The organism is Amycolatopsis anabasis (genome assembly GCF_009765355.1).
Classification (GTDB): Bacteria; Actinomycetota; Actinomycetes; order Mycobacteriales; family Pseudonocardiaceae; genus Amycolatopsis; species Amycolatopsis anabasis.
Genome location: NZ_VTHK01000021.1, coordinates 19,444 through 32,058, shown reverse-complemented (window position 1 = coordinate 32,058; position 12,615 = coordinate 19,444). Strand labels below are relative to the sequence as shown.

Annotated in this window: 12 protein-coding genes; 7 read left to right on the top strand and 5 right to left on the bottom strand. The window is 66.5% G+C overall.

Translation table 11 applies throughout. The annotated features are described in order from the left end of the window. Positions 1-78: 78 nt before the first annotated feature. From FXO23_RS26000 to FXO23_RS25990, 3 genes are read right to left on the bottom strand one after another with little or no spacing between them, the layout of a single operon-like run. Positions 79-2,184 carry a xanthine dehydrogenase family protein molybdopterin-binding subunit gene (locus FXO23_RS26000; RefSeq protein WP_158888057.1) on the bottom strand — a complete coding sequence of 702 codons (2,106 nt, stop codon included), beginning with the start codon at positions 2,182-2,184 and terminating at the stop codon, positions 79-81. Between the two features lie 2 nt (positions 2,185-2,186). Next, positions 2,187-3,176 (bottom strand): FAD binding domain-containing protein, encoded by a 990-nt coding sequence (locus FXO23_RS25995; protein WP_158888056.1) that lies wholly within the window; start codon positions 3,174-3,176, stop codon positions 2,187-2,189. Continuing rightward, positions 3,173-3,646 (bottom strand): (2Fe-2S)-binding protein, encoded by a 474-nt coding sequence (locus tag FXO23_RS25990; RefSeq protein ID WP_179956879.1) that lies wholly within the window; start codon positions 3,644-3,646, stop codon positions 3,173-3,175. The genes FXO23_RS25995 and FXO23_RS25990 overlap by 4 nt, the downstream gene beginning before the upstream one ends. 362 nt (positions 3,647-4,008) lie before the next feature. On the opposite strand from FXO23_RS25990, the gene FXO23_RS25985 reads away from it, so the two are divergent. The 7 genes from FXO23_RS25985 (at position 4,009) to FXO23_RS25955 (ending at position 11,246) form a co-directional block, all read left to right on the top strand. Further along, complete coding sequence (locus FXO23_RS25985; protein ID WP_158888054.1) at positions 4,009-4,365, top strand: hypothetical protein; 357 nt, start codon at positions 4,009-4,011, stop codon at positions 4,363-4,365. A gap of 449 nt (positions 4,366-4,814) precedes the next feature. Beyond that, positions 4,815-5,147, top strand: coding sequence for a dihydrodipicolinate synthase family protein (locus tag FXO23_RS51730; protein WP_246257810.1), 333 nt, complete (start codon positions 4,815-4,817; stop codon positions 5,145-5,147). A gap of 405 nt (positions 5,148-5,552) precedes the next feature. Next, entirely contained in the window at positions 5,553-6,233 is a 681-nt protein-coding gene (gene merB / locus FXO23_RS25975) for an organomercurial lyase (RefSeq protein ID WP_158888053.1), read from the top strand. Between the two features lie 1,220 nt (positions 6,234-7,453). Further along, positions 7,454-7,756 carry a hypothetical protein gene (locus FXO23_RS25970; RefSeq protein WP_158888052.1) on the top strand — a complete coding sequence of 101 codons (303 nt, stop codon included), beginning with the start codon at positions 7,454-7,456 and terminating at the stop codon, positions 7,754-7,756. Between the two features lie 194 nt (positions 7,757-7,950). Continuing rightward, positions 7,951-8,808 carry a helix-turn-helix transcriptional regulator gene (locus FXO23_RS25965; protein ID WP_158888051.1) on the top strand — a complete coding sequence of 286 codons (858 nt, stop codon included), beginning with the start codon at positions 7,951-7,953 and terminating at the stop codon, positions 8,806-8,808. A gap of 70 nt (positions 8,809-8,878) precedes the next feature. Further along, on the top strand, positions 8,879-9,646 hold the full coding sequence (locus FXO23_RS25960; RefSeq protein ID WP_158888050.1) for an SDR family NAD(P)-dependent oxidoreductase: 768 nt from the start codon (positions 8,879-8,881) through the stop codon (positions 9,644-9,646). A 28-nt stretch (positions 9,647-9,674) separates the two neighbouring features. Beyond that, entirely contained in the window at positions 9,675-11,246 is a 1,572-nt protein-coding gene (locus FXO23_RS25955) for an MFS transporter (protein WP_158888049.1), read from the top strand. A 376-nt stretch (positions 11,247-11,622) separates the two neighbouring features. On the opposite strand, the gene FXO23_RS52530 is transcribed toward FXO23_RS25955, so the two are convergent. Together FXO23_RS52530 and FXO23_RS52525 are read right to left on the bottom strand one after the other, a co-directional pair. Continuing rightward, positions 11,623-11,985, bottom strand: a complete 363-nt coding sequence (locus tag FXO23_RS52530) for a hypothetical protein (RefSeq protein ID WP_343034510.1) — start codon at positions 11,983-11,985, stop codon at positions 11,623-11,625. Next, positions 11,985-12,557, bottom strand: coding sequence for a LysR family transcriptional regulator (locus FXO23_RS52525; protein WP_343034509.1), 573 nt, complete (start codon positions 12,555-12,557; stop codon positions 11,985-11,987). Before FXO23_RS52525 ends, FXO23_RS52530 begins: the two co-directional genes overlap by 1 nt. Positions 12,558-12,615 lie beyond the last annotated feature (58 nt).

Genomic DNA, 12,615 nt, shown 5'->3' with positions numbered 1-12,615 from the left:
TTTGCTGCGACTTGTGGTCAACAGTGCGGAGTAGCTGCTTGACCAACCGGCGACCGACGCCCAGCATGTGCACCGCGTTCAGAGCAGGTCGGAGATTCTAATGGGGAGATCGCGGACGCGGCGGCCGGTGGCGTGGAACACTGCGTTGGCGATGGCGGGCGCGACCCCGTTCGCCCCGATTTCTCCGATGCCTTTGGCGCCGAGCGCGCTCGCGTGACGATCGTCCTCCTCGACGAAGGACACGTCGATATCCCCGATGTCCGCGTTGACCGGCACGAGGTAGTCGGCGAGGTTCTTCGACCGGAACCTGCCGCGGCCGGGTTCGAGGATCGAACGTTCCAGCAGGGCGTGCCCTAAACCCCAGATGATGCCGCCGGTGAGTTGGCTGCGTGCCGCCAGCGGGTTGATGATCCGGCCAGCGCCGTACACCCCGACGCACCGGCACACCCGTACGAGGCCGAGTTCGGTATCGACCCGGACCTCGACGAAGACGGCTCCGTACACATGTGTCGAGAAATCACGCGAAGCACCCGTCGCCGAGGCTGTCGGCTCCGGTGCCCACGCGCCCTCGGCCTCCAGGCTCGCCCTGCCAGAGCGCCGCAGTCCCTCGAACCCGCCCGCCGCGTCGAGTTTGCCGCGCAGGTCCGATGCCGCGGCATGGACGGCGGACCCGATGCCCATGGTGGACATCGACCCGAACACGCCGATGTGGGCCGGCAATGTGCTGATGCCGTGGTGCACGTCGATGGTTTCCGGCTCCCGCTCCAGCACTTCCGCCGCGACTGCCTGCACCATGGCGGGCAGGCCGGTCCCGATCTCCTCCATTCCAGTCTCCACCACGATCCGGCCGTCGGCACAAGCGCGGATCCGCGCCGAGGCGGGGCCTCGGTGGGTTTCCATCGCACATGCGGACATGCCCCACCCGACGAGTTCTCTTCCCTCCCTGAGCGAGGACACCGGGGGGCGCCGTGTCCAGCCGAACCGGCGTGCGCCCTCACGAATGCACGCCTCGAGCGTCCGTGATGAGAAGGGTCTGCCCGTCATCGGATCGGTTTCCGGTTCGTTGCGTAGCCGCAGTTCAACGGGGTCGAGGGCGAGCCCATGAGCCAGTTCGTCCATCGCGGACTCGATGGCGAACATGCCCACGGCCTCGTTCGGGGAACGCATTGGTGTTGGCGCGGGCCGGTCGACCTGCTGGACGCGAGCGCGAACCGCGATGGCCGGACTGGCATAGAGCGCAATCGCTGCCTGGGTCATGTTCTCGATGTGGTAGCCCGGTGCCCGGCTGGTCGGATGTGAGCCGATGTGTTCGATCGCGGTCAGCCGTCCATCCCTGGTCGCACCCAACCGGACGTGTTGCCGTGTGGCTGGCTGGTGCCCGCACAGCGTATACATCTGCGCACGGGTCAGCACCAACCGCACCGGCCCGCCGCACACCTTGGCCGCCGCCGCGGCCAGCGGAATATGCGGCCAGACATAAGCCTTCGAACCGAACCCACCGCCGGTGTAGCGCGACTCGATGCGAACGTTCTCCGGTGGTAGGCCGAACAATCCGGCCATCGTTTGCTGGGTCAGCGCGATTCCCTGGGTCGCGGTGTGCACTACCAGCTGGTCTTGGTCCCACCAGGCCAACGTGGCATGTGGCTCGATCGGATTGGCGTGCCGGTCCGACGTCGTGTAGGTCTCGTCGACCACGAAATCGGCTTGCGCGAGGCCGGCCTCGACATCTCCGACGGCCTCATCAGCGTTCTCGCGCAACAATGTCGGCCCCGTGGCCGGGGTTTCCTCGGCCTCGCCGAAGGAAACCGGCCTCGTGACATCCTCGTAGCGCGGTCGGACGAGACCAGCCGCGAACCGGGCCTGTTCCCACGTCCGGGCCAGTACGATGGCGATCGGCTGCCCCTCGTAGTGAATTTCGTCGTCCTGCATGGGCAGCACGGTGTGCCCCAGTGGCGGCGACGGCATGGGTGCTAGCCGCGGCATGTGCGCATGGCCGATGACCCGCACCACGCCGGGTGCTCCTTCCGCGGCCGAGGTGTCGAGCGCGGCCAACCGTCCTCGTGCGACCGTGGAGAGGACAAGTGCTGCCGCCAGCGTGCCCGGATGGGGCTTGTCCGCCGCGTACAGCGCCGTCCCGCTGAGCTTCGCCCGCCCATCCGGTCGACGCACACTGCTGTCCGACATGCTCACGTCGTTGCCCCCGCATCCTGCACCGCACGAACCGTCGCACGCTGCGCCAGCTCGACCTTGAACTCGTTTCCTGGTAGCGGGCTGGCTTCACCGAATGACTCGGCGACAGCAGCCCGCAGCCCCTCGGTGTCGCCAACGTCGATACCAGGCAACTCGACCTCGGTGTTCCGGAGACGCCACGGCCGGGGCGCCACCCCACCGATCGCGACGCGCGCCCGCGTGATCGTGTGACCGTCAAGTTCGACGACCGCGGCCGCCGACACGACGGCGAACTCGTAAGATGTCCGTTCGCGAACCTTCACGTAGTGCGATCGCCGGGCAGCCACCTCGGCCGGGACCTCCACCGCGACTATCAACTCGTCTGCCAGCAACTCGGTGTGCCGGTCTGGTTGCTCGCCCGGAAGACGGTGAAAGCCGGTCAGCGGGATACGCCGCTCGCCTCGCGCACTGCGCGCCACGACTGAGGCGTCCAGCGCTGCCAACGCGACCGCGAGGTCCGACGGGTGGGTCGCCACGCAATGCCGACTACCACCGAAGATCGCGTGCCTACTGGTGTCCCCGCCGTCCAGTGCCGCGCATCCCGACCCGGGCTCGCGCTTGTTGCACGGTAGCGACACATCCGCCCGGAAGTACGGGCAGCGGGTGCGCTGCAGCAGGTTCCCTCCGATGGTCGCCATGTTGCGCAACTGGGCCGAGGCGGATTTCACCAGGGCCTGCGCGATTACCGGGTATTCGCGCTGGATGGCCCGGTCGGCCTGCACGTCGCTCATTGTCTCCAGCGCACCGACGCGCAGCCCGCTGTCGCCGGCTTCGATGCCGGTCAGCGGCAGGCCGGTGATGTCCAGGACCAACTGAGGAGCCTCGATGCCTTCCTTGATCCAGTTCAGCAATTCGGTGCCACCGGCGATCAGCTGGGTGTCCGGCTGAGGTAAGCGTGCGAGAGCGGCGTCGATGGTCGCGGCGCGCTCGTATTCGAATGTCCTCATCGGATTGGCGGCTCAACTTCCGCGGCCGCTTCGGAGACCGCTTCGACTATCTGGACGTAAGCCGCGCAGCGGCAGAGGTTGCCGCTCATCCACTCCTTGATCTCGTCGGTGGAGGTGGCATGGCCCTCAGCGATGCACGCGACCGCTGACATCACTTGTCCAGGAGTGCAAAATCCGCATTGGAACGCGTCCTTGTCGAGGAAGGACTGCTGGACCGGGTGGAGCGTGCCGTCATCGGAGGCGAGGCCCTCGATCGTGGTGATCTCCTTGCCGTGCACGGCCAATGCCAGCGTCATGCACGACAGCACACGGCGCCCGTCGACGAGGACGGTGCAAGCGCCACATTCGCCGCGGTCGCACCCCTTTTTCGTCCCGGTCAAGCCCAGCCGGCCGCGCAGCGCGTCCACCAGTGTGGATCGAGGATCGACCGGAAAGTCACGGGGGTGATCGTTCACCGTCACCGACAGCATCGGTTCGCTGTTGCCAGGCACGCAAGTGCTCCTTGTGGTGGGTTGAGGCATCGCCGGGTAATGGAAGGCCAACGGGATGCGAGCGTTGCAGGACCAAACGCCCGAGCGGAAACTGGTGCTGAGCCTAACTCGCGCCGCGCGCCACGCAAGTACCGACAAATTCCTCAGTTACTTACCTTCAGGTCAGTGTGAGCCCGCGGGTACACCACGCTGGGCTGCGCGAGCTCCAGAAGGAATCATGAAGCCGAACTGAAAGCCTTGGCGATGTACCGTGTGGCGCGCTACATGCGATGAGCATGTCTCGAACGAAGGGATCTACGAGGATGTCCTCACGTACCGCTCTGAGGCGGGCGGCCACAGGTGTGGCCGCACTGGGCATGGCCGCCGCGGCATCGGCGGCTTTGGCCGCACCTGCGCACGCAGGCACGAGCGGATGCAACAATCTCGTCTGTATCAAAATTAACGGCAGTGGGCTGAGGGTGGAATCCGTGCGGGCCAGCTTAACCTATAACAGCCGCTTCTTCGGCCATTTTCATATCTACGGGGGAGGCCTGGACGTGAACACGAAGCCGGCCAGGAGCTGGGGCTACCCGGACAGCTATACGCTGAATGTCCAGCGCGACCTTCCCAATCGTTCCTTGGTGTGTGTTGAAGGCTGGTCCCATGTCAATGGTCGATTTGACCTCATGGGCAGGGCCTGCGGCGAGATCAAGGCTTGACCGACGGACTGTCGGATAAGATCACTTCTCGGGTATGACTGGCTCGCGATCGGCATAGGCCGGTCGCGACCGTCTAATAACCATCACGGCTTGGGGGCTAACACCTCTGAACCCGCTGACGGAGGACGGCCTCGACGAGAAGGCATTCGCCGGATTGATCGAACGACTCACGGCGACCCGCGTCGATTCGATTACCACGCTAGGATCAACCGGGGCGTATCCCTACCTCTCCCTACCTCACCCGCGAGGAACGCCCGCATCGCACGCCTCGCGGTGCGGCACGCCAACGGCGTATCCGTGATCGTCGGGATCGGCGGCCTGCGTACCAAACATGTGCTGGAGATGGCCGAGGACGCCCGGAAGGCAGGTGCCCCGGTGTTCTGACCAACCCGGACAAAGCCGCAGCCCGCATCTCACACCTGCGCTCGCTACTGCCCGAGCATGTCACGGTGGGTGTCAGCGGCGATCCCGTCGCAGCGACTGGCCTCAACGCAGGATGCCAGGTCTGGTACTCGGTCATCGCCGGGACACTGCCAGGACCCGCACTGCACATCGCGCGCTCGGCCCAAGCTGGAGCGTCGCACGCTTCGTCCGCGGCTTCTCAGCGGCTGCAGCCGCTATGGGACCTGTTCGCACAGCATGGCAGCCTGCGGGCGGTTTCCACGGTCGCCGAACTGATCGGACTGGTCGCACGCCCCAGTCTGCCGCTACCGATCCGAGGCCTGGTCGACGACGACCGCGCGCGGGTCGCGCCCATCATCGATCACCTCGACCTCCGCTGACGTGCACCCCTCCCCACAGCAACGCGCGCCCGACGAACCCTGGGACGTACACCGCGCGACATCCCACTTGAGCACAAGGTGCACCAGCGCGCGCGATCACAAGGTCGGATATAGGGCTACTGAGGCCGCGGCCGCGAACCGAACGGGCAAGCCAGGCACGTATTCGAGTTCTCGCTCGGCGGTCTGTTGCAGACGGACCGCGGTCTCGGTGCGGACATCTTCGGTGTACGGCGCCGACCATTGTGTGAACGCTGTTAACCGGTGTCTGGGGCCGTGACGGCGTCGACTCCTCCGGGCAGATTTACTCGGCGATATCATCATCGGGTGGCGGATTGCGAAGCGAGTGCACGCTGACAGGTGTCTGGCTGCGAAGTGCGGAGCTGAAGGTGGGAAGCGAGGGCAGCCATGAGCGCCGACGACGACACGAGTTGGGACGAGGACGTCCGCGTCGCGGTCTACCGCGCGTTCGCTGAGCGCGGGAGGCCGCCGACGACGCCGGAACTGGCCGATGCCGCGCACGGATCGCTCGCGGTGGCGAAACAGGCGCTGCGCCGGCTCGCGGAGCAGCGGCACGTGGTGCTCGACGCCCGCGAGCAGGTCGCGATGGCCCATCCATTCTCGGCGATCCCGCTGGGGTTCTCGGTGATGGGCGAGCGGACGCTGTGGTGGGGCGGCTGCGCGTGGGACGCGTTCGCGATACCGCATCTGGTCAAGGCCGAGCCCGAGGTTCTGGTGGCCACCCGCTGCCGTGGCTGCGGCCAACCGCATGCGCTCCTGGTGAATGACCGGACGCCGCCGAAGGGCGGTCTGGTCGCGCACTTCCTGGTGCCGACGGCGCGGATGTGGGACGACGTCGTGCACACCTGCGGCAACCAGCGGTTGTTCTGCGGCGAGTCCTGCGTGGATGGATGGCTCGCGGAAACGCGGCAGGACAAGGGTTATGTCATGGACCTGCCTACTCTGTGGCGGCTCGCGGCGGGGTGGTACGAGGGCAGGCTCGACCACGGTTACCAGCGGCGCGAACCTGCGGCTGCGGCCGCGTACTTCCGGCAGGCGGGGCTGTCCGGCTCGTTCTGGGGCCTGTAATCCACACCAGGAAAACGCGGTGCAGCGTTGGGCCTCGGTCACGCTGTTCCGCGGACGCGGGTAACCACGTCATCCGAGCGACTGTGTGGCGCGCGCCGGTCGAGGATTCGCCCGCGCCAAGGCGCTGACATGACTGAGCGACTCGCAGGGGCGGTCCAGAGCGCGTGTTTCGAGTATTCAGCGGCCTGGGCGCGCGGCGCAGCGGCCCGCCGAGCGACGGCGGAGCGAAGAAGGATCGCGGAAAGCAAGAATGTCAGAACGTCGACCATGAGCCCGAGCGACGGCCCCAGTGCGGAAACGATCAAGCCGCCCCCGGCAGATCCCGCCAGCTGTGCGGTCTGGCCGCTGACGTTGCGCAATTCCATGCCAACGTGGAAGTTTCTCTCGCCGAGTACGTCGGGGAGAAGGGCTTGCTGGGCGGCTTTGAAAGGGCCGCCCAGCAAGGCCGTTGCGGCTACTGACGCACACAGGACCCAGAGCGGTACACCGGTCACGACCACGCGGATTATGGGCACTTTCTTCCTGGCCAGCTGCACTCACGTCAATCCCTGAACCTAGATATGCCACTCGACTTTTGCAAGTATGAAATACGGTCAAACATCAAGATCGAATGGCGACTGCCTTGGATCCTGCCTCACCGATGCTTCTGGCGCTGACATATGGCAATACGGAACTTCTCGGGTTCTTGACACAGTCGACAAATGACCAGATCCGGGTCGAGAGTCTCGTTGGGTGACCGCTATGAGTTCGTTGTGGCTGTTCATGTCCAGCCGGACGACCTCGCGCGCTTGGAGGTTGCGTCCCTGGGCGTGAATGACACGTGTTTGGTTGTTGAGCCAGAGTCGAGCGGTGACGCCGCCGCTGCTGGCTTCGTGGAGCAAAGTGTAGGTGGTTGCCTCGGCGCTGGGTGCGGTGGTGATCATGGTCGCGGCGACCGTGGATGCAGAAACCGCTGAGATAGCCAAGTGCTTGAGCACCAAAATCCTTCATATTCCAAGTGCTGGCGGGGTGTGCTGGTAATGATCGTCATGACCGATACCAACGCGGTGATTCTTACAGGGCAGGACCTTCATGCCAGCGTCTCTCCAGTTTCTTTTTCGCTTCAAGGCGCGTGTATCATGAGGCGAAGCCGTACTGGACATTACGCGGGATCGCGAACGTCTGCTGATGAGCCACGTTGGCCCGATCTCTGCCCGTGTACCAACAGAACCACGAGATGAGTGGCCGCTGACATCGGCGGCGAGGACGTCGATCTTTGGCTTGAAAGCGGCGGAACTGGTGCTCCACGGTTCGCGAGCTGCGGCACGGTCAGTCCGTGGCGGGCCAGCAAGGTCCAAGCGGTCAGCGCCGCGATGGTGGCCTTGCTGATGACCGACCACACGGGACCGGGCGCGGACCGTCCGGTCCGCCGGGAGCTGTCGGGCGGGTTGGCGGCGAACACCGGACCGAACACTCTCAGACAAGTGATCGAGCGTGCCGGGCACAGGACCTGGATACCCGCCAGCGTCACACGGACCGAGTGAGCCACCTACTACGACGAACCCGCCGCCGCATTCGGACTCACCATCGACGTGTTGAGGTGCCCCGAACGAGGCGGCAAAGTCACGAGGCACTTCTCCTCGGAAAGACTGCCCGCGCAACGCCCGGTGGTCTCACGTTCCCGCCCCGCCAGATTCCACGATCGGGGCACGCAGGCAGGGCCGATTAGGATGGCGGGATGGATATCTCCCGGCTTTCGGCGGAGGCACGGCAGCAGCGCAGCGCTGAGATACGTGAGTTCCTGCGCTCGCGGCGGTCTCGGCTGACTCCTGAGGACGTAGGTATGCCCACCGGCGGTGGACGGCGTACCTCTGGCCTGCGTCGGGAAGAAGTGGCGGTGCTCGCCGGCGTGGGGGTGTCCTGGTACACCTGGCTGGAGCAGGGGCGGGAGATCAATGTCTCGGCCGACGTTCTGGATGCTGTCGCGAGCGTGCTGCGGCTTGACGCGGCTGAACGCGAGCATCTGTATTTGCTGGCTGGGCTCAACCCGCCGCCACTGCCCCCCTCGAACCGGCAGGTACCTGATGGGCTGCAGCGGGTGATCGACGGCTGGCTGCCGCGCCCGGCTTACGTGATTGACCGGCACTGGAACCTCGTCGCGGTCAACCGCGCGGCCCGTGTCGTGTTCGGCTACGACCACGGTGACCACAACTGTCTGGTGAGTTTTTTCACCAACACCCATTATCGGAACGCGCTCTGCCGCTGGGAGGACGCGGCGCGGGCCATCGTCGGTCAGTTCCGCGCTGACGCGGCCCGCTACCCGGACGATCCGGAGTTCGGTCGCCTGGCTGCCGACATGTGCCTGGCAAGCCCCGCGTTCGCCAACATCTGGGCGGAGCATCGGGTCGGCAGCGCCGCCCAGGGCCTCAAGATCCTGCACCATCCCGAAGCAGGGGAACTGGTATTTGAATACACCACCCTGCCGTTGTCCGACCTGCCAGGTCACCGGTTGCTGCTGTACACCCCGGCATCGGGCGACGACACCGGCTCCCGGCTGGCCGCGCTCCTGGAAATGTCGGAACCGCTCGCGGGCTGAGGGTGGTGGTGTCAGACCCAGGTTCAGCCGACACTTCTGTGAGGTGACGGGCCGCTAGACGATCGCCGGTATGAAGCGATTCACGAACCGGACGGTTCTGATCACCGGCGGCACCAGCGGCATGGGCCTGGCTGCCGCGCGCCGTCTGTGCGATGAAGGCGCCTACATCGTCATCACCGGGCGTAACCAGGCACGGCTCGACGAGGCCGTCGCCCGGCTCGGCGCCGAGGAGGGCCGGGTTCTCGCGGTCCGCGCCGATGTGGCTTCCGTGCCCGATCTCGATGACCTCATGCGGCGAATCGAGACCTGGCGCGGTGGGCTGAACGCGGTCTTCGCCAATGCGGGTGTGGGGGTCTTCCAGCCAAGCCAGGAGGTCACCGAAGCCGATTTCGATCGCGTGGTCGACGTCAACCTCAAGGGCGTCTTCTTCACCATCCAGAAGGCGGTGCCACTGATGCCCGATGGTGGCGCGGTTGTCATCAACGCGTCGTGGACGCTGTACCGCGGCTTGCCCATCGCCTCGATCTACTCGGCCAGCAAAGCCGCTGTTCACAACCTCGCGCGCACCCTGGGGTCGGACCTCGCCTCGCGCGGCGTCCGGGTCAACTCGGTGAGTCCCGGCTACATCGACACCGCGATGTACCGGGCCGTCAACCCCGATCCGAGTGCCGAGATCCGCACCGTCGCCACCATTCCTCTCGGCTGTCTCGGCCATCCCGACGAGGTCGCGGCGGCCGTGGCGTTCCTGGCATCGGATGACGCCTCCTACATCACCGGCCAGGACCTCGTTGTCGATGGCGGCCTCGTCGGGGCCGTGCCGGCGGAACCCGCGCGGTGAGGGCGGCTCGGGAATGGGGGAGTGCGAAATGAGCGTCTTCGCGGGTGAACGCGATCGTCGCCTTGGCCGTGTTGTCGCGCTGGTCGCGGTGCTGCTGACCCTCTTGATTCTGCCGACCTCGGTCACCGGGTCAGGGGTGGCTCTACCGCATATCGGCCTCGACACGCAGGCGTCGCTGGACGCCTTGCAATGGGTGGTCCACGCCTACAACCTGACCTTCGCCAGTTTCATGCTCGCCTGCGGCTCACTGGCCGACCTGATCGGCCGGCGGCGCATGTTCACGATGGGTGCGGTGCTGTTCACGGCGGCATCGGCGGTGAGCGCGATGGCCACCGGCATCCTGCTGCTCGATCTGGCACGCGGGATGGCCGGTATCGGGGCCGCCGCGCTGTTGACCAGCGGCAGTTCCATCATGGCCACGACCTTCACCGGCGCGGCGCGCGTCAGGGTCTTCGCCGCCGTCGGAATCGTCACCGGTGCCGGGCTCGCACTCGGTGCGATGGCGGCCGGCGCGCTGGCCGACAGCTTCGGCTGGCGTTCGTTCTACGGATCGCACGCACTGCTGATGTTGCTGGTTTTGCTTGCCATCCCGTTCCTACGCGAATCCCGAGGAGAGTCCGCGGCCATGGTGGACTGGCTGGGGACCGCAACGTTCGTGGGCAGCCTTTTCCTGCCCATGCTGGGTATGGTCGAAGGCCCCCAATGGGGCTGGGCCAATCCCGGTGTGCTGGGCCTGCTGGCAGGGTCGGTCCTTCTGATGGTTGTCTTCGTGCTGGTGGAGCGGCGAAGTCGACATCCGATGCTCGACCTGAAACTGCTGCGCAACACCAGGTTGATGGCGCTGTGCTTGATCCCGGTGGTAGTGACGTTCGCGTTCGTGATCCTGCTGCCATTGCTGCCGAACTACCTGCTGGTCGTGAACAACTCGACCAGCAAGGCGGCGGGCACCACGATGCTGCTGATGACACTGCCCATCCTGGTCACACCACTGCTGGCCGGGAAGCTGATCAAATGGGGGCTGTCCACTCGCGCCGTGTTCGCCATCAGCCTGGCGTGCTTGACAGCCGGTGTCGCCTGGCTGGCCCTGGCCCTGCAGCCCGGTATCGCCGCGGGAGCGCTGGCCGGCCCATTGATCACACTCGGAATCGGATTGGGGCTCAATTTCGGTTTGGTCGACGGCGCGGTGCTGACTGTCGTAGCGCCCGAGGCCACCGGTACCGCCGCGGGCTTCCTCAACACCCTCCGGCTGGGCAGCGAAGCCGTCGTCATCGCGGCCGCCGGCACGGCCCTGGTCAACTTGCTTCAGACGCGGCTCAACGATGGACTTGCGCGCTTTCCCGCTTACCGGGGCACAACCGAGAACCTGGCCAACAGTGTGAACGCGGGCGATCTCGTCGGTCCTTTGTCGACGCTGCCTGGTGAACAGCGACCGCGGTTCTTCGGCTTCGTCACGGAAGGCTTCACCGACGCCTGGCATGCGGTTCTCTGGACCAGCGCCGGGATCTGCGCGGCCCTGTCCGTAGCGATCTGTGTCATGCTCGCCGAGCCACGGCGCGCACCAGCCTCCGCTCCGGGACGGCAGGTCGCGCCGGGACGGTGACCCTCCAACGAAATCCGCGGAGGGAGGCGGCACTCGGCTGAACGTATGGTCGGAGGTGAGGATGAGCGGCAACCCCCATCTCAGGCGCAATCGCTATTCCGGAGCGCGGTACAGCGGATCCGGTTTCCGGGGCCGCGGGCCGGGGTGATGATCAGCGCGGCGAGCAGGTGCGATCTACAGGGAGTGCGTGGGGGAGTGGCACTTTCTCGCCGCACTCGCCGTGTCTGGACCAGTCCATGTCCTGGCAGCCGCGGACATCGCCGTCCTGGAGGGCGTCAGCCTGCCCGTCATGAAGCCGTTCGGACTGCTGGAGTCTCTGCCCGCCGACGTCGTCGCCGAGGCCGAACGCTGGCGCGATCACCTCACGTGGCGGCGTTCAGCGCGAAATCACCCAGCGCGGCGCCCAGGTCGCGGTGGCGTCGTGGCCGGCCGCTGTGGCGGCGAGGTGGGCGCGGAGGGCGGCCAGCGCTGGGTGGGGATTGTCTCGACGCCAGAGGAGCGAGTGCGGGTAGACGGGCGTTGGGTCGGTCACCGGGATGCGGCGCAGGTCGTGGCCGGCGGGCCAGACGAGGCGGGTCTGCTCGCCCATGAAGGTGGCCAGGGCCGGGGTGTCGGCGATGGTGTCGAGGAGCGCGTCGGAGCCGAAGTTGGGGCCGGTCGCTTCGATGGTGGGGCCGAACTCGGCGACGAGGTCGTCGTAGTAGGCGGCCCACTCGGTACCGGGGACGATGCCGGGCATCAGATCCGGTGACCGGCGAGCTGAGCGACGGTCACCGACCGGGCGCCCGCCAGCGCGTGGGCGGGGCCGGTGAGGAGCTGGAGCGGCTCGTCGAGCACCCGGACGGACTCGATGTCCTCGGGAAGGGGCCGGCCGGGCACGGCGACGGCGCGGAAAGACGCGTCGATCGCACCGGACCGGATGGCGGCGATGGCCGTCTCGATGTCGAACAGCCATACCACGTCGAGCTCGATCTCGGGGTGTGCGCGGTGGAAGCCGCGCATCAGGCCCGACGCCGCGCTGCGCGAGGCGAGCACGTCGACGCGCAGCGGACGGCTGCCGGTACGTACGGACGTGACCGCCCGCTCGGCGACGCGCAGCAGCTCGCGCGCGTGGGGCAGGAACGCCTGCCCGTCGATGGTGAGCTCGGCGCCGCGCGCGGTGCGCGTGAACAGCCGCACACCAAGGTCCTTCTCCAGCCCGGCGATGCGCTTGGAGACGGCCTGCTGCGTAATCGACAGGTCAGCGGCGGCTTCCTGGAACTGGCCCGCGTCGGCGGCGGTGACGAAGGTGCGCACGGCTTCGAGATCCACGCCGATCGACCCTAGAGCACAACGTTTGGTTGTGCCTCGTTGGCGGATTGGTTGTTTG